General features: G+C 41.9%; 15 protein-coding genes and 1 tRNA gene. 9 read left to right on the top strand and 7 right to left on the bottom strand.

The features are described from left to right. The first annotated feature begins 22 nt into the window (after window positions 1-22). From ACM9H2_RS02465 to sufB, 6 genes are all read left to right on the top strand, one after another. Entirely contained in the window at window positions 23-856 is an 834-nt protein-coding gene (locus tag ACM9H2_RS02465; protein ID WP_415487840.1) for a dihydropteroate synthase, read from the top strand. Beyond that, window positions 857-1,537, top strand: a complete 681-nt coding sequence (locus ACM9H2_RS02460) for a 6-hydroxymethylpterin diphosphokinase MptE-like protein (RefSeq protein ID WP_415487838.1) — start codon at window positions 857-859, stop codon at window positions 1,535-1,537. 66 nt (window positions 1,538-1,603) lie between these two features. After that, complete coding sequence (gene thyX / locus ACM9H2_RS02455; RefSeq protein ID WP_415487836.1) at window positions 1,604-2,323, top strand: FAD-dependent thymidylate synthase; 720 nt, start codon at window positions 1,604-1,606, stop codon at window positions 2,321-2,323. A gap of 53 nt (window positions 2,324-2,376) precedes the next feature. Continuing rightward, window positions 2,377-2,451: transfer RNA gene (locus ACM9H2_RS02450), tRNA-Glu, on the top strand. 276 nt (window positions 2,452-2,727) lie between these two features. Then, window positions 2,728-2,952, top strand: a complete 225-nt coding sequence (locus ACM9H2_RS02445) for a CDGSH iron-sulfur domain-containing protein (protein ID WP_415487834.1) — start codon at window positions 2,728-2,730, stop codon at window positions 2,950-2,952. A gap of 42 nt (window positions 2,953-2,994) precedes the next feature. After that, entirely contained in the window at window positions 2,995-4,428 is a 1,434-nt protein-coding gene (gene sufB, locus ACM9H2_RS02440) for a Fe-S cluster assembly protein SufB (RefSeq protein WP_415487832.1), read from the top strand. Between the two features lie 38 nt (window positions 4,429-4,466). On the opposite strand, the gene thsA is transcribed toward sufB, so the two are convergent. Beyond that, entirely contained in the window at window positions 4,467-6,074 is a 1,608-nt protein-coding gene (gene thsA, locus ACM9H2_RS02435; RefSeq protein ID WP_415487830.1) for a thermosome subunit alpha, read from the bottom strand. 118 nt (window positions 6,075-6,192) lie between these two features. Between thsA and ACM9H2_RS02430 the strand changes: the two genes are divergently transcribed. Beyond that, complete coding sequence (locus ACM9H2_RS02430; protein WP_415487828.1) at window positions 6,193-6,810, top strand: isochorismatase family protein; 618 nt, start codon at window positions 6,193-6,195, stop codon at window positions 6,808-6,810. Here the strand turns inward: ACM9H2_RS02430 and ACM9H2_RS02425 are convergent. The 3 genes from ACM9H2_RS02425 to ACM9H2_RS02415 form a co-directional block, all read right to left on the bottom strand. Further along, entirely contained in the window at window positions 6,807-7,988 is a 1,182-nt protein-coding gene (locus tag ACM9H2_RS02425; protein WP_415487826.1) for a pyridoxal phosphate-dependent aminotransferase, read from the bottom strand. The two genes, ACM9H2_RS02430 and ACM9H2_RS02425, sit on opposite strands and share 4 nt — an antisense overlap. 86 nt (window positions 7,989-8,074) lie before the next feature. Next, window positions 8,075-9,604: a UbiD family decarboxylase gene (locus ACM9H2_RS02420; RefSeq protein ID WP_415487824.1), complete on the bottom strand. Its 1,530-nt coding sequence runs from the start codon at window positions 9,602-9,604 to the stop codon at window positions 8,075-8,077. Window positions 9,605-9,662: 58 nt separating this feature from the next. Further along, window positions 9,663-9,830: a hypothetical protein gene (locus ACM9H2_RS02415; protein ID WP_415487822.1), complete on the bottom strand. Its 168-nt coding sequence runs from the start codon at window positions 9,828-9,830 to the stop codon at window positions 9,663-9,665. A gap of 113 nt (window positions 9,831-9,943) precedes the next feature. Here ACM9H2_RS02415 and ACM9H2_RS02410 point away from each other — a divergent pair, with 113 nt between their 5' ends. Continuing rightward, window positions 9,944-10,693, top strand: a complete 750-nt coding sequence (locus ACM9H2_RS02410; RefSeq protein WP_415487820.1) for an SDR family NAD(P)-dependent oxidoreductase — start codon at window positions 9,944-9,946, stop codon at window positions 10,691-10,693. Here the strand turns inward: ACM9H2_RS02410 and ACM9H2_RS02405 are convergent, their stop codons facing one another. After that, window positions 10,694-11,662 carry a malate dehydrogenase gene (locus tag ACM9H2_RS02405; RefSeq protein ID WP_415487818.1) on the bottom strand — a complete coding sequence of 323 codons (969 nt, stop codon included), beginning with the start codon at window positions 11,660-11,662 and terminating at the stop codon, window positions 10,694-10,696. It abuts the gene before it with no gap. 115 nt (window positions 11,663-11,777) lie between these two features. Between ACM9H2_RS02405 and ACM9H2_RS02400 the strand changes: the two genes are divergently transcribed. After that, a complete protein-coding gene (locus ACM9H2_RS02400; RefSeq protein ID WP_415487816.1) occupies window positions 11,778-12,671 on the top strand; it encodes a DMT family transporter in 894 nt (297 codons plus the stop codon). Window positions 12,672-12,698: 27 nt separating this feature from the next. Here ACM9H2_RS02400 and ACM9H2_RS02395 read toward each other — a convergent pair whose 3' ends face one another. Together ACM9H2_RS02395 and ACM9H2_RS02390 are read right to left on the bottom strand one after the other, a co-directional pair. Further along, on the bottom strand, window positions 12,699-14,534 hold the full coding sequence (locus tag ACM9H2_RS02395; RefSeq protein ID WP_415487814.1) for an ABC transporter ATP-binding protein: 1,836 nt from the start codon (window positions 14,532-14,534) through the stop codon (window positions 12,699-12,701). Between the two features lie 12 nt (window positions 14,535-14,546). After that, window positions 14,547-15,908 (bottom strand): NAD(P)/FAD-dependent oxidoreductase, encoded by a 1,362-nt coding sequence (locus ACM9H2_RS02390; RefSeq protein WP_415487812.1) that lies wholly within the window; start codon window positions 15,906-15,908, stop codon window positions 14,547-14,549.

The following is a 15,908-nucleotide window of genomic DNA, read 5'->3' as shown; positions in this document are numbered from 1 at the left end:
GTAGAAAAATAAGGAATTTCACATGGAAAAAGATCAGAATAGTAGATTTCGAACGGTTGACGTGAAGGGATTGTCAATTGGTAAATTGCACCCACCACGAATCATGGGGATACTGAATTTGAGTCCAGAATCACCATATGAACCGAGCATATATGTTGATCCAGAAAAAGCAATAGAGAGAATTGAAAATATGACAGAGAGTGGGGCGGACATAATAGATGTGGGGTTATCATCTGCAAATCGTAAGATTGGTCCATTAACAGAAGAAGAGGAGATGGAAAGATTAGGACTGGCGATGGATATCAGAAATGGTGTTCGTAAGGAAGTTATTTTTTCAATTGAAACTCGGTATGCAAGTGTTGCGGAAAGGGCATTGAAAGGAGGGTGGGATATAGTGAATGATATTTGTGGGTTTGCAGACATAGAAATGCCAAAGATTTGTACAAAATATGATGCTGCGGTCGTGAAGATGGCAGGGCCTCAAGATTTGGGACGTCCGGGTGCGCTAGAAAATATAGAAGACATTTATGCAGAATTGAGTCGGAATTTGACAAATAAAACAATAATAGATCCCGCATTTGGTGGGTGGAGTGAGGGGAAAACATTAGAATTAGACAGGGAAACATTTCGTGGATTGAGGAGTTTTTGTGAATTGGGGCCCCCTGTTTTAATATCAGTGAATAGGAAAAATTTTATTAAGGAGATAGTTAACAAATCCACAGAAGATGCACTTTCAGCGAGTCTTGCTGCAACTGCTATGGCGGTTGGAATGGGAGTTAGGGTGATAAGAACGCATGATATTTCAGAAACTCGAGATGCTGCCATGGTTGGATACGCGTTTTCAGAGGAGAAATAGATGGAATTTGAAGCATGGGAGGGGATCTATGAAAAGATAAGAATGGAATTTGGTTTCCAGAAAGAAAATGATGAACATGCTAGAGATGTGTTGAACAATATTGAGCCAGAATATAGGATTGAAGAATTAACTAAGTTTGAAAGTGCGAAGGTGATGATTGCAGGTGGTTCGAAATGTATAGAACAGGAACTAGACTTGGTTGAAAAAGTAGATAGAGTTATTGCAGTTTCAACTGCAGCAGATGTGTTATTAGAAAAGGATATAAAAATTGATATGATGGTAACAGATTTGGATAAAAACCCAGGTACAGCAGTTAGATTAAGTAAAATGAAAATTCCGGTTGCTGTGGCGGCTCACGGAGATAATATAGGAGATTTAAAAGAGTGGGTACCAAGATGTGATTTAAACTATGTGATGGGAACCACCCAGGTGGAACCAATTGGAAATATTGTGAATTATGGAGGATTTACAGATGGTGATAGAGCGGCTTTTTTGGGAGATGCAATGGGGGCAAGTGAAATGATTTTTATAGGATGGGATTTTGATGATGAGTCAGTAGGAATTGAAAAAAGACATAAGTTAAAATGGGCAGAGTTTTTGTTACTATTGCTCGAGGGACAACGGGGACAAAAATTTAATGTGTTGGAGGGAAGAAGAGAGAAAATTAGAGAGATGATTTAATAAAAGGAACGTATAAAAGATAAGAAGATATACTAAATAAGGGTAGAACATAGAGGATAAACAATAATGAGAGTAAAATTATTAGAAGGAACCCCTAATCCGGAGGAACTTGTGTGTCGCTGTGCAAGGGGAGATTATTCTGATGAGTGGGTTGGCAAAAGTAGATCATTCGAAGAAATTATGGAGCGGGTAAAGGGGGAGACCATCGAAGAAAAGAAAAGAACTTTGCTTGACCACTTAATGAGATCTGGCCACTGGGGACCATTTGAACATCCTCAAGCGACCTTTGCTATACAAGGTATGAGTCGGGCTTGTATGGCACAATTGACTCGGCACCGACATGCTTCTTTTGATGTTATGTCCCTACGGTACGTAGATTTATCAGAAGGGATGGACTTGAAACAGAGATTTATTTATCCAGATACATTTGAGCAAGAAGAAGTGGTTTCACGGGAGGGGGTTGAAAATGTCGACATGCCAGTCCAAGAGCGTCAAAAATTAGTTGATGAAATCTATAAAAATTGCGCGGCTGCATATTGTAAATTGGTGGATGCAGGAATACCAAAAGAAGATGCAAGAATGCTACTTCCAATTGGGACAAAGGTAAATTTGACGTTTAGCATGAATGCGAGGTCGTTGATGCACCTTTTAGATATGCGTATGAAAGCAGATGCCCAATGGGAGATTCGGGAAATGTCCCGGATGTTGCTTGAAGAAGCGAAAGAGTGGATGCCTCAGACTTTTGCATATTATGAGGAAAAACATCCGTTTAGATTGACTCCGTAGAAAGGGAGTATTAAAACAGAACTGTTATACAAAAAAGAAATCAAATGGCCATAGGTCCATTGGTGTAGTCCGGCCAATCATTTTACCCTCTCACGGTAAAGACTCGGGTTCAAATCCCGGATGGACCATATCTGCGAAATTGTCGAGACCATCCTATTTCAACTTAATCATAATCAAAGTCGCTAATTAGATTCGTTGGGATGTCAAGCGCCCAGAAACATGGAGGCAAATGTACAATGATACGGAGAAAGAACATATTTGGCTCATAATAGGAGCTCAGGCTATTGAAAATGATGGAATTCATTAAACATCGTGGAAAATAGTTGCCCCCTTCCCCCAGTGGGGTGGACCATTATAGAAAATTGACCGACGTCGTTTTTACCAGAGGGGGTTTAGTAACAAGCATGGCAAGAATAGTTATAAAAGAAGCCCAAGCTTCACATAAACTTCAAGTAGTTGATGAGGAAGGAAACATCAGATTGAGGGGGATTTGCATGTGTGGGTTATCATCTAACCTCCCATTCTGCAATGGGTCGCACCGAAAGGCCGAAGATGAAGAAGAAGGGGTACTGTATACGTATAAGGAGAATGGAACTAGAGAGGAATGTTCGATTCAGATGGGACTATAGGAATAAATTGTTAAGTGGTTAGAAACCATAGGGTAGTCTGTAATGAGTAATGCTGAAGAAGAGTATCTGCGTAAAACGGATACAAGTGCACGTTTTGACTTCAAAAAAGAAGAAAAATCTGCATTTAAAGCGGAAAAAGGACTTACAGAAGATACCATCAGGGTAATTTCAGAAGACAAGGGAGAGCCAGAATGGATGCTGAACCGCAGATTGCGGGCATTGAAGTTTTGGAACTCGTTTCCAATGCCAACTGACTGGCCGGGGCAACCTGATTTATCAGAGGTAGATGTTAATGAGATAATCCCATACATTAGACCAGATGTAGAGGTTAGAGGGGGTGTCAAAGATTGGAACGATTTACCTGATGAGATAAAAGATACATTTGATAAATTAGGCATTCCAGAAGCTGAACGAACATCTCTTGCAGGTGTTGGTGCACAATATGAATCTGAAATTGTATATCAAAACATGAGTACAGAATGGGAAGAGAAAGGAGTCATATTCATGGATATGGACAGGGCAGTTCGAGAACATCCTGACATAGTGCAAGAATACTTTATGACCAAATGTGTTCCTCCAAGCGATAATAAATTTGCAGCATTGCATGGGGCGATTTGGTCAGGAGGTTCATTCGTATATGTCCCAGAAGGCGTCCAAGTCCAGATGCCAGTTCAAGCTTACTTCCGAATGAACTCTGCAGGTATGGGTCAATTTGAACATACTTTGATAATAGCAGAAGAAGGTTCAGAGGTACACTACATAGAGGGATGTTCTGCTCCAAGGTATTCGGCTTTTAATCTGCACTCCGGTTGTGTAGAAGTCTTTGTTAAAGATCGTGCCCATGTTCAATATTCAACTGTACAAAACTGGTCGAAGAACACATACAATTTGAATACCAAACGTGCAATAGTAGAAACGGAAGGTCGTATGGAGTGGATTTCGGGATCAATGGGATCGAAAGCCACTATGCTGTACCCATGTACGGTTCTTAAAGGAAGAGGGGCAACAGACACACATATGACGATAGCTTTTGCTAGCTCTGGTCAAAATATCGATACTGGTGCGAAGGTGTACCATAATGCACCAGATACTAAATCCAGTATAGAGTCCAAATCTATCTCTAAAGATGGGGGAAGGACAAATTACAGGGGACTAGTTCATATTGCAAAAGGGGCAATAGGATCTTCTTCTACTGTGGAATGTGATGCATTGATGTTTGACAATGGTTCTACGTCAGATACAATGCCTCATGTAGAAATTCACGAGAATAATGTAGACGTTGCTCACGAAGCCACAGTAGGTAAAATTGGAGATGAGGATATATTCTACTTGCAATCCAGAGGTCTTTCAGAGACAGATGCAAAGAAGATGATTGTTGCAGGGTTTATTGAGCCAATAACGGAATCACTGCCTATAGAATATGCTGTGGAACTTAATCGATTGGTAGAATTAGAAATGGAAGGAAGTCTCGGATAATAATTTCTCTATTTATTAAATATTTTTTTAGTGTAAGATTACACGTGTTCAAAGGGATCGTCTTCCATATCCCCAGGGCCCTTGGCTAGATTTCCAGCTGCAATAATATCGTCAATCCGAAGGACCAGATCTGTTGCTTCTTGGGCACTAGAAATTGCTTGGGTTTTGACACGGAGAGGTTCTACAACACCTTCTGCCAGCATATCCGCAACTCCGCCTTCAATAACAGATAGCCCAGCATAGGTACTACCAGCGGTGTGTTGTGCTCGTAAATCAACTATAGAATCTATGGGATCCAATCCACTATTGATGGCTAGAGTTCGAGGAATGACTTCAACTGCGTCTGCAAAGGCTTCAATTGCGAGTTGTTCCCTACCACCAACGGAATCTGCATAGCTCCTTAACGATAAAGAAACTTCAACTTCGGGAGAGCCACCCCCCGCAAGAACTTTCCCATCTTGAATGGTTACTCTAACGACTTCGAGTGCGTCATTGAGGGCCCGTTCTACTTCTTCTACAACGTGTTCAGTCCCCCCGCGCAAGACGAGAGATACGCTTTTTGGATTGTCACATTCAACAACAAATATCATTTCATCTTCCCCAATTTTTCTTTGTTCTACCAACCCAACAGATCCCAAATCCTCTTTGGAGATATCAGTGATTTTAGAGACTACTTTTGCTCCGGTCGCCCTAGATAATTTTGTTAAATCACTTTTCTTAGTTCGTCGGACTGCAAGGACTCCTGCTTTAGCGAGATAATGTTGTGCGAGATCGTCGATGCCTTTCTGAACGAATACAACGTTTGCCCCTGCATCTACAACTGCATTAACTAGATCCCTCATATGCTGTTCTTCTGCGTCTAAGAACTGCTGTAATTGGCTGGGATCGGAAACACTTATTTCTGCATCAGTTTCAGTCTCAGCGATTTCAATTGCAGTCCCTAGCAAGGCTATTTTCGCTTTTTTGACCTTAGTTGGCATGTTTTCATGGACAGGCTCTTTGTCTATCAAAACGCCTTCGATCAATTCAGATTCTTCGATAGATCCAGTGGAAACCGTCTCTATTTTGACATTGTCTAGATCAATTCTACCATCTTCTTCGATTGCCTGTATTGTTCGGACGGCAAGATCGGCCAAATGGTCGTGCGAATCACCAACTCCTTTTCCAGTCATAGAAGTTTTTGCTATTTTTAGCAGAGTTTCTGTTTCGGTGGGTGCGGCATCGATAGCAAGTTTATCGAGAACTCCGCGGGCATGTCTGGCAGCAAGTCGGTACCCGGATACAATTATGGTGGGGTGTACATCCTCATCTAACAGACCTTCTGCTTTAAGAAGTAATTCCCCTGTCAAAACAACTGCAGAGGTAGTACCATCTCCAGTTTCTTCTTCTTGAGAATCTGCAACTTCAACTATCATTTGTGCGGTAGGGTGTTCGATATCCATTTCAGAAAGAATTGTGGCGCCGTCGTTTGTTATCACGACATCTCCGAGAGAATCTACAAGCATTTTGTCCATTCCTTTGGGGCCCAATGTAGACCTCACAGCTTCAGCAACTGCTTTCCCTGCAGCAATGTTCATTCTCTGTGCATCTCGACCGCTTGTTTGTTGACTGCCCTCACTCAGGACAATTATAGGTTGATAAGCCATTTTATTTAACTCCGAAAATCTTCAATATATTCACTATTTATGGAGTTAAGGTTCTAAATAAAACTTTCGTTAGAGAAAATAACCATTTAAGACCCAGTGCATCGAATACTGAATCGATATGAAAGAGTTTAAATGGGGTGATAATCCAGCACTTTTGGTTATCGATGTGACCCGGGCATTGGCAGACGAGGAGGTGAAAAATTCATACCCTCCATGCATTGAAGCTGCAGTTTCCATACAAAAATTGCTAGCAAAAGCAAGGATAGCAGGCATACCAATAATATTTACAAAGGGTGGAAAACTTTCCCACACGAGTGGCGGAATACCCATGACAGATACTGAGAGAGGTGGTTGGGCGAAGAAAAATGGCATTCGAGTCGAGAGTGAAGAAGAAGCGATACCATATATGGAAATTTTATCAGAGATAGCCCCAATGGAGAATGAAATAGTTTTGGAAAAAAGTAGATCTAGTGCCTTCTTTAAAACTATGTTAGATACATACCTTTCCTCGATGAAAATTGATACGGTGATTGTAACGGGAATGATGACGTCTGGTTGCATTCGCGCCACCGTGACAGATGCATTTTCAAATGACCTCAATATAATACTTCCCAAAGAATGTGTGGCAGATAAGCGAGTTGAAGCTCATGAATACCACATGGAAGAAATGGGTTTAAAATACGGTAGGGTAGAAAAAATGCAAGATGTAATGGACTACATCAATCGGAAATATTAATTTAACTCGTTTTCGATTAACTTCTCAATCCGATCTAATCCTAGTTTGAGTTGATCCATACTGGTTGCAGTACTGAGTCTGAGGAAAGACCCTTCTGCCCCAAACCCACTTCCGGGGACGGTGACTACACCATAATCCATAAGCAGTCGTTTTGCGATATCAGAATCAGACCCATCCAAGGGGCTCACGTCAAGAAAAGCGTATATAGCCCCACCTGGTTTTGGGCAAGAAACTGATCGCATTTCTTTGATCCGGTCCACCACATAATCTCGACGAGACTGGAATTCTTTTTTCATTGAATCGATGGGGCCTTGATCCCCGGTTATGGCTTCCAATGCTGCCATTTGAGATACACTTGAAGCGGAAGAAGTAGTGCTTTGGTGGAGTTTTGTTGCAGCCTCAATGATATCCTTATTCCCAGCTAACCAACCTAGCCTCCATCCAGTCATGGCGTATTTTTTAGAACAGGAATTTACGACTAAAATATTTTCTGGATGATCAACATAGGAGACTATACTATCCGCATTTCCTTCGTAGATCAGTCCTTCGTAGACATCATCCGCGATGACATATGCATTATTATCTGCAGCGGCAGTTACTACTTCGTTGATGGCTTTTCGATCGTAAACAACACCTGTAGGATTGTTGGGAGAGTTCAACACAATTGCTGCCGTATCCTTAGTTATTGATTTGATTAGCAAATCGGGGTCTAATTGAAAACCATTTGATTGGGGAAGTTTGACGAGAATTGACTTTCCTTCCGCTAGTTTGACCTGGGAGAAATAATTTGGCCAGCACGGAGTGGGGAATATAACTTCAGATCCGGGGTTGACTATTGCGAGTAATGCGAAACAAAGAGCTTGCATTGCTCCGTTGGTCACGACTATCTCAGAAGTGGGATCAAAATCGGCTTTGTTTTCAGATCGCATTTTTTCAGAGATTGCTTCTCTTAACTCGAGAATTCCAGCATTTTGAGTATAGTGTGTTGACCCATTTTTAGCTGCTTTCGCAGCAGCTTCGATTATATGGGAAGGTGTAGTAAAGTCGGGTTCGCCGATTGCCAGACTCACCAGATCGTCTCCCTCATACTGAGAGGCTAGATTGGCCATTTCTCGAATGGGAGATGCTTCGGCAGATAATGCACGTCTGGAGAGAGGAAAGTTGTTAGAGGAATTCATAGTATAGATTGTTATTTTTCATTGCAACTAAAAAGGGTTTCCTAGGTCAGAAGCAAAAAAAATTTATGGAATAAGAATGGAGAGAGTTATTCTTTAACGGTTTCTTTTTCTTTCGATTCGACGCCAGTAATTACTTCACGCCATTTGTCGATTATTTCCTCAGTATATTCGCGAGGGGCCTCTGCAACTTTGGGGAAGTTGTGCATACGTTCGTAAGGAATGGTTGCGTCAATCAAAGCACGAGAGTTGAAAGTCAGATTCTTTAAACCGGGTTCAGTGCCATGGAATTCAACGAGAGGGTCCAGAGGAGTACTCCAGGTTCTTCGTTGGATATCAATATCGGTTGCTGGATCGCACCTCGTACTCATGGCCCATGCAACTTCATTCCAGCTTGTTGGGTCGATATCGTCGTCGACGACGACGGTGAACCTGTTTGCATAGCCACCTTCACGTACGTGTTGGGCTATAAATCCAGCTTGGCGTGCGTGGCCAGGGTACCTTTGTTCTATGCAAATAATATTGAATAGTCTCGACCCACCAGCTTCAGTTCTCCATACACCTTTGATACCAGGGACACCTGCAGTATCTAGGTAATCCCAAGTGGTTGCAGATCTTGCTAGTGCTTTGTGGTAAGAGTAATCATAGGGAGGTCTGGCTGGGACCGCGCATGTCATGATGGGATCATTCCGGTGATAAACAGCTTCGACTTTTATCAAAGGTTCTTCATCTGCATCTCTTCCATAATACCCTTGCCATTCTCCGAATGGACCTTCTAAGTGGGTAGAATGTGGCTCGATGAATCCTTCCATTACAATTTCTGCGTGGGCAGGAAGTGGGAGTCCAGTTACAGGACCTTCGACAACGGGGAATGGGTGCCCTTTAAGTCCTCCTGTGTGGGCGTATTCACCGTATGGGTGGGTGTGCTCAATTCCGACAGATGTGTAGTAAAATAGAATGGGGTCTTGACCGAAAGATGCGGCCACCGGGACCCTCTCATCACGTTGCCAATAATCATCTATATCGAGTGCACCGTGTTTTCCAGGAGAAATGTAAACTCCCGCTTCGTTTGCACTATGTACCTGAACACGGTATGCACCAAGATTGGCTTTTCTTCCCATTCCAGGGTTGTCAGTTATAAAACTAGTTGCAGTTCCAATATATCGGCCCCCATCGTATTCGTGGTGTTTGGGTACAGGGAATTTCAAAAGATCAACATCTTTACCGCGATCCACATTTTCCATTACGGGTGCGTCGGATTTCTCGACGAATACAGGATCTATGGCATCTACGTCTGCCATTTCTTTGGCTTTTTCACGATAGTCTTGTAAGAACTTCATCTCGTGGTGATAATTGGGCTCCATTCCAAGGGCGATTGCCAGACGGTTCATGGAATTGGTCATTGCATACATGGTTCGGAAACCAGGTTTGTAATCAGGTATGTTATCAAAGATAGGAGCTGGTACGGGTCGAGGGTGATGTCGACAGAGCTCATGAGATATTGTACTCATTTCACGATCCCAATGTGCGTTGTCTATGTGAACGATCTCACCGGGGACTTGTTCTGCTCTGCTAATGAATTCTCTCAAACCTATCCAATCAATAGTATTTCTACTCATTATATGACTCGAAATTGGAATAGTGGAGATTTATAACTTATTAAATGAAATTAGAATGTCAATCACTATCACGCATCACTTCCAAGACGCGTTCTGGCGTTATGGGAATTACATCTAAATCAATCCCGATTGCGTCGTAGATAGCATTTCCTATTGCAGGGAATGCTGCCATTACTTCCATCTCTCCTATTCTTTTTCCCCATAGGGACCAGAGTGATTTTCCCACATAGTGGATTTTTTTAGGGGAACGTTCCGCATGTTTGAGACTATAGCTCAGTGGTTTTCCTCTAAGGTGGCCAGATAGAAGGATATATCTATAAATGAAAGTTTTTGTATGCTATGGCGACAGGAGATTCAGAAAAACTTAAAGGGGATGTTGCGGTGATAACGGGTGCGGGCAGAAACATTGGGCGCAAGACTGCGGAATTATTTGCTAGAGAAGGTGCCAAAGTTGCAGTGGTGGATGTTGATGAAGAGCGTGCATCTGGTACGGTAGAATTAATAAAAAAGGAGGGTGGTGAAGCTATATCGGTGATAACGGATGTTACGGATGAAAACCAAGTAAAGCAGATGGTTGAATCAGTTGAAAATGAATGGGGTCCAATAAGCATTCTTGTAAATAACGTTGCTATTAGTGATCATGATGGTCTCTTTGATCTCTCGGTGGAAACATTTGATCGTATTTTTGCTGTGAATGTCAGAGGGGCATTTTTATGCACAAGAGAGGTGGCTAAGTCAATGAAAAAAGGGGAAGGTGGGAGAATAGTAAATGTTTCTTCAACCTCTGCCCATCGTAGTAGGACAGATGCCCCAGCATATGCTGCTTCAAAGGCGGCGATAGTTAATTTTTCTCGGTCTATGGCAAAAATACTTGCTCCAGAAATACGCGTTAATACACTATCGCCAACTAGAACCGGTTCTCCAGTGGGAGAAGAAGAAGAAAGATCGGGGAAAGTCGTAGATGCTATATTAGTAGGTAGGTGGGGTAAACCAGAAGATCAGGCTAACGCAGCATTGTTCCTAGTGGATCCAGAAAATGGATTCATTACGGGTTCTGAGCTTGCAGTTGATGGTGGAAGTTTAGTATAGTTACAGTACACAATCTGATTTGATCGAATTATAAGCGGATTGCAATTCTATTTTTTCCTCTTTGGAAAGGTCCCATTCTACTATTTTCGTGACGGTTCTATTGGAGAATAAAACAGGGACTATTAAACAAACGTCGTTGAAACCATATTCACCTTCGAGAGGTACAGATAGAGGTATAGGGGAAGAAATGTTATCAGACAATAGAGCCAAAGCTAACAGAGAAACGCCCCTTCCAGTTACCCATCTTGAAGAATCTTCAGTTCCTCTTAGACGTATTACTTCGTACGCCGCATCTCGAACTTGTTCAGTGAGATTTTGGCGTTCCTGTGGAGAGAATTCTATAGGCATATTTTGAACTTTTGCTCTAGAAAATATAGGAACGACATAATCCCCGTGTTCCCCGAGTACGGGGCAATATACATCGGAGGGGGCCACTTGCTTAAGTTGGGAAATATAATATGCCATTCTAGCTTGTTCAGACAGAGAATATCCAACGAAAAATTTTCTTGGCCAATTGGAACTTTTCCAAAGGTGATAGGTTATCCTATCAAGAGGGTTTGTTACAACGATAACAGGGATGGGCGTCATTGATTCCAAATACGTTCCTATCGATGTGATTAATGGTTTGTTTAATTTTAGAAATTCAAGCCTCCAGCCTTTGGTTGAAGATTTAGAGGATGAATTTACAGGACGGGGAAGACTTGCGGTTATGATCAAAAGATCAGGATTTAGATCGTGTAGAGATGGGAGAGGCAATGTTTTAATGACATTTGAATCGACGAGAGGGGTTGACGTGCCTACAGGATTGCACAAATGTGAAGAAGAATAAGATAAATCTAACGCATGGCCTTCCGCAGAGTCCTGGTCGATATCAACTAAAAAAATCTCGAGTTCTGGATCCATTATAGATAGAGAATATGCTACAGTTGAGCCGATAGTTCCTGCACCGCCAATGATCGCTATTTGCATGAGGTTGTTTGTTTTATTGAAAGCAAGGGTAATAATCTTATGGGAGTATAGAAATATATTGATGTGAAAACAAACTTGGTAAAATACAACAAAATCACCATCAAATAGGGAAATTATGTCAGAGATAAATGCCATTTTGTTTGCTGTTTTGGCTGCGTTGATTGTTGCGATGACATCGGTAGCAGTCCGGATAGGAACGGAAAAGAGCAGATCTTCCGACATTTTGGCAGTTGTTGTTATTGTGAATTTAATTGTGTTCATTCCACTGGCATTTTTGATTCACCATCCCAATTATGGGTTGACATCTCGGTCAGTGGGGGCATTCATTGCTGCGGGTATTGCGGGAACGGTGTTTGCAAGATCACTATATTATGAGGGAATTAGACATATTGGTGCTAGTAGAGCGGAACCAATAAAAGCATCAAATCCAGTGCTTGCTGCCATTGCTGCAGTTATATTGCTAGGTGAAACGTTGTCCATAGAAATTATCATAGGTATATTGATGATAGTCGCAGGTGTCGCGTTGGTCTCGGTGGAAATTGCGACGCACAAGGAAAGGTTGAAAGGGTCATGGAGGGGTGTGTTAATTACATTGTTTGCTTCCTTTTTTTACGCCCTTGATCCGGTATTTAATAAGATGGGATTGGAAGAAGGCACACCGATATTAGTTGGGTTGGCACTCAAGGCTACGGCGGGAGGGATTGTTTTCTTTGCTTATCTTTGGTGGAGCGGGAAATTACCAAAACTAGGCGGGGTGGATGGTTCACAGTGGAAATGGATATTGATTGCTGCAATATGTAACACGGGATTTTTGGTAGCATATTTTGTTGCGATATCTTCAGGACCTGTGACGATTGTTTTTCCAATAATGCAAACCAGCCCATTGTTGGTTGCAGGGATATCATTTTTGTTCTTGCAGAAGTTGGAAAAGGTTACTTTTAGGTTGGTGATGGGGGCGGTTGTTGTAGTTATGGGGGCAGTGTTGTTGACACTGTTATCTTTTGCTTGAAGAAAACCAACATAAGGAAAATTAATCTTAAGAGGAAGTTGACTGATTTTTCCAGAGAGAGGCATATAGAGGGCTATTTTTCAATAAATCTTCATGAGAACCATTTGCAATTATTCTCCCATCGTCTAACATTATGATTTTAGTCGATTTATAAACGGAAGCGAGACGGTGGGAAATTATAATAGTGATTCGATTGGAAGAAGAAGTGGATAGGCTTTCTCGAATATCAGATTCAGTTTCTGTGTCAAGATACCGTGTTGCCTCGTCAATTACAAAAATTGGAGATTGTTTTATCAATGCCCGGGCTAACGCCACTCTTTGTCTTTGTCCACCGGATAGAGTTACTCCACGTTCTCCTATTATAGTGTCATACCCATCTGGCAAGGTGGAAATAAATTCATGGATTCGTGCGGTTTTTGTTGCTTCAATTATCTGTTGTTCAGTGACATTTTGTTGCCCGTATTCTATATTTTCACGGAGAGTTCCAGAGAATAGGTAGCTATCTTGGCTAACATATGCGATAGATTTTCGGAGACTATAGAGAGTTATTTCTTGAATATTTTTATCTTCTATACATATTGATCCTTCATTGACATCGTATAGACGTGCGAGGAGCTTTACAAGAGTAGTTTTTCCGCTTCCAGACGGCCCAACAACACCTAATGTTTCTCCTTTTTCTAATCGGAAAGAGATGTCTTTTAGCACATAGTTTTCAAGAGATGGATATCGGAAAGAAACCTGATTGAAGTTTAGATTCACATTCAGTGGTGAGAAATCAATTGCTTCGGGCGAGTCTACGATAGAAGGAGATTGTTTTAACAAACCAAATATACGAGAATTCGATGCTTTGGCACGCTGGTAAGTATTAACTATTTGTCCAAATTGGGCAATTGGCCAAACAAATTGTTGGACATAAATGACGAAAGTTACAAAAGTTCCAGGAGTGAGGGGGCGACTGAAACCTAGAGGGGGACCAGAAAGGACCCAGAGTCCACCAACAGTGAAAGTTAACACAAATCCAATTCCTGTAATGATGGTCACCATAGGAAAGAATTTTATCCGGGTTGAGATTGCCTCCCAATTGGTATTGTAATACTCAGAAGAAGAATCAGAAACCCTACCTTTCTCATATGGTTTGGTAGATTCTGTGTTGATTACTTCAATCCCACTAAGATTGTCTTCTAGTCTCGATGACAATCCCCCAACACTAGACCTCATTGCGACGTATTTTGGATGAATATTCCTAACAAATAAATAGGCCAAAATTGCAATTATAGGAACTGGGAACATTGCAATAATAGTGAGTTCGGGGTTAAGTAAAAAAAGAATTAAACCTACTCCAATGACCATTACTACAAGTCGGAGTGCATCGCTGAAACTAGTACTAAGGAAATCTTCTAATTGATTTACATCATTGTTGATTATACTCAATAGCTCCCCAGTTCTAGAATCCTCGAAAAAATTCATTGATAAAGCCTGCAAAGCGTCGTATGCATCTGTTCGAAGTTCGTGTTGAATTTCTTGGGCGAACGCATTCCAACCCCGATCTCCAAGCCACATGGAAACTGCTCCGAGAAAAAATGACAGTGTAATTATTACAGAAAAAAGTATGAGAATTGAAGAAGAGGAAAATGATTCAAGTTGGGATGAAAATACATAGGAGGGGGGGAGACTCTGGTCGAAGAAGATTAGATCGATTGCTAGACCTAAGAAAAATGCAGGGAGTAGACCAGAAAAGCGTCCGAGAAGGGTTCCGAGTACCCCACAAAAAATATGGAAACGATGATTCCTACCATAATGAGTGTATAAATCCAACATAGAATTGGAAGAATTAGCAGGTATTTTTTTAGGAGGAATGTTCATGTTAAGGAGACATCAGAGGGGTTGATAATCTGATTCAGCTATTTGCACATAACGCCCATTCCGAAGTGTGAACTTTTCTTTTTTGTAAGCACTTAGAAGTTTGAAACCCCCAAAACCCGCTCTCCTGAGTGCAGATAGGATAGAGCTAGTGTCATCACCAGCTAGAACCCTGTTAGTAATTTGGAATACATTGTCCCAATCACTTGGACTGAATCCGCGAACGAGATTGGCAAACGCAACGTTTCTTCGGATTTCAGTTCCGATTGCACTTTTCCATTGAGTATTATATTGTTCCAATTGGCCACGGGCTGCAAGGGTTCCAGCGATTTTCCCAGTTCGAATAGCAACATGAGCACCGCCTTCATGGAAGGCGGATGTGGCCCCCATCGCACCGCCGGTGATGGCTATATTGGCGTGGCCGGGGGAGTCTATTGGGCGAGTGGAAGAAATAGGATATGTTTCAGTTCCTTTTCGTTTTCCTTTCTGCGATACAAGGGGAAAATCAGATAAATCCAAATCGGGATAAACAAATGAAAGAAGACGTTCGATATAATCACTGCATCGTGGTATTTGAGTATCTTCGGGGCGAAGTAACAGGTAAGAATCTCGATTTTTGAAAGAATCGATATCCATCCCAATTGGCATGGTGATGCCGATTCTAGCTGTGTTACCTTCATTTGGGAATATCCAAGGGTACGCTGTGTGGCCGGGTATGTGCCCCCACCAAAATTTAATCTTATTTGGTTCGAATAAATCTGAGGGAAGTTCTCGATACTCTTGATAAGCAATATGATTTGCAGTCGTAGTTCCAAGTGCTTTTGTCGCCACTCCAGGGGGGAGAAGCTGATCCAATACGCCTAGAGTGATGCTTCGTTGCGGTCCATCGGCCAAAATAAGATTGGATGCTAAGAGGGACTCTCCACTTCTTAAGATTAATTCATGGGGGCCTGTTTTTGAAACTACTACTTCGTGGACAGTATCCCCAATTCGGCAATCTGCCCCTGCGGAAATGGCATTTTCGAGCATCCAATCATCAAACATCGCTCGATTATAAGTATATCCAAAATGGGGATATGAAGATTTAATTCCAGTTTTGTACAAACAAACACTTTCTGAGGGTGAGATGAATTCGGCACAATCGAGATGCCGAAGAAGGATGCCTTCGGGAAATGTCGACGGGTCAAGTTGCATTAAATCGACCCAATAATCTAGAATTCCAGCTGCATCGGTAGAATCGGGGCCAATATTTTTTCTATCCTCACGAGGGACGCCTTTTTCAAATAAAATCGTCTTGGCGCCATTTGATGCTGCTGATTTTGCTGCGATTGCTCCAGCAGGTCCACCTCCAATGACAGCTACATCTACACGCTCCAT

Origin of the sequence: Candidatus Hikarchaeum yamanae, from assembly GCF_009889665.1 — an archaeon.
In the GTDB taxonomy this organism is placed as follows: domain Archaea; phylum Halobacteriota; class Halobacteria; order Halobacteriales; family Hikarchaeaceae; genus Hikarchaeum; species Hikarchaeum yamanae.
Note: the sequence above shows the minus strand (reverse complement) of the source record. Positions and strands in the feature narration are given on the sequence as shown.

Excerpts from the sequence above, each read along its gene's own strand:
- thsA (WP_415487830.1), bottom strand. The coding sequence starts at position 6,074 with ATGGCTTATCAACCTATAATTGTCCTGAGTGAGGGCAGTCAACAAACA.
- ACM9H2_RS02445 (WP_415487834.1), top strand. The coding sequence starts at position 2,728 with ATGGCAAGAATAGTTATAAAAGAAGCCCAAGCTTCACATAAACTTCAA.
- sufB (WP_415487832.1), top strand. The coding sequence starts at position 2,995 with ATGAGTAATGCTGAAGAAGAGTATCTGCGTAAAACGGATACAAGTGCA.
- ACM9H2_RS02465 (WP_415487840.1), top strand. The coding sequence starts at position 23 with ATGGAAAAAGATCAGAATAGTAGATTTCGAACGGTTGACGTGAAGGGA.
- thyX (WP_415487836.1), top strand. The coding sequence starts at position 1,604 with ATGAGAGTAAAATTATTAGAAGGAACCCCTAATCCGGAGGAACTTGTG.
- ACM9H2_RS02425 (WP_415487826.1), bottom strand. The coding sequence starts at position 7,988 with ATGAATTCCTCTAACAACTTTCCTCTCTCCAGACGTGCATTATCTGCC.
- ACM9H2_RS02395 (WP_415487814.1), bottom strand. The coding sequence starts at position 14,534 with ATGAACATTCCTCCTAAAAAAATACCTGCTAATTCTTCCAATTCTATG.
- ACM9H2_RS02400 (WP_415487816.1), top strand. The coding sequence starts at position 11,778 with ATGTCAGAGATAAATGCCATTTTGTTTGCTGTTTTGGCTGCGTTGATT.
- ACM9H2_RS02430 (WP_415487828.1), top strand. The coding sequence starts at position 6,193 with ATGAAAGAGTTTAAATGGGGTGATAATCCAGCACTTTTGGTTATCGAT.
- ACM9H2_RS02420 (WP_415487824.1), bottom strand. The coding sequence starts at position 9,604 with ATGAGTAGAAATACTATTGATTGGATAGGTTTGAGAGAATTCATTAGC.
- ACM9H2_RS02405 (WP_415487818.1), bottom strand. The coding sequence starts at position 11,662 with ATGCAAATAGCGATCATTGGCGGTGCAGGAACTATCGGCTCAACTGTA.
- ACM9H2_RS02390 (WP_415487812.1), bottom strand. The coding sequence starts at position 15,908 with ATGGAGCGTGTAGATGTAGCTGTCATTGGAGGTGGACCTGCTGGAGCA.
- ACM9H2_RS02410 (WP_415487820.1), top strand. The coding sequence starts at position 9,944 with ATGGCGACAGGAGATTCAGAAAAACTTAAAGGGGATGTTGCGGTGATA.
- ACM9H2_RS02460 (WP_415487838.1), top strand. The coding sequence starts at position 857 with ATGGAATTTGAAGCATGGGAGGGGATCTATGAAAAGATAAGAATGGAA.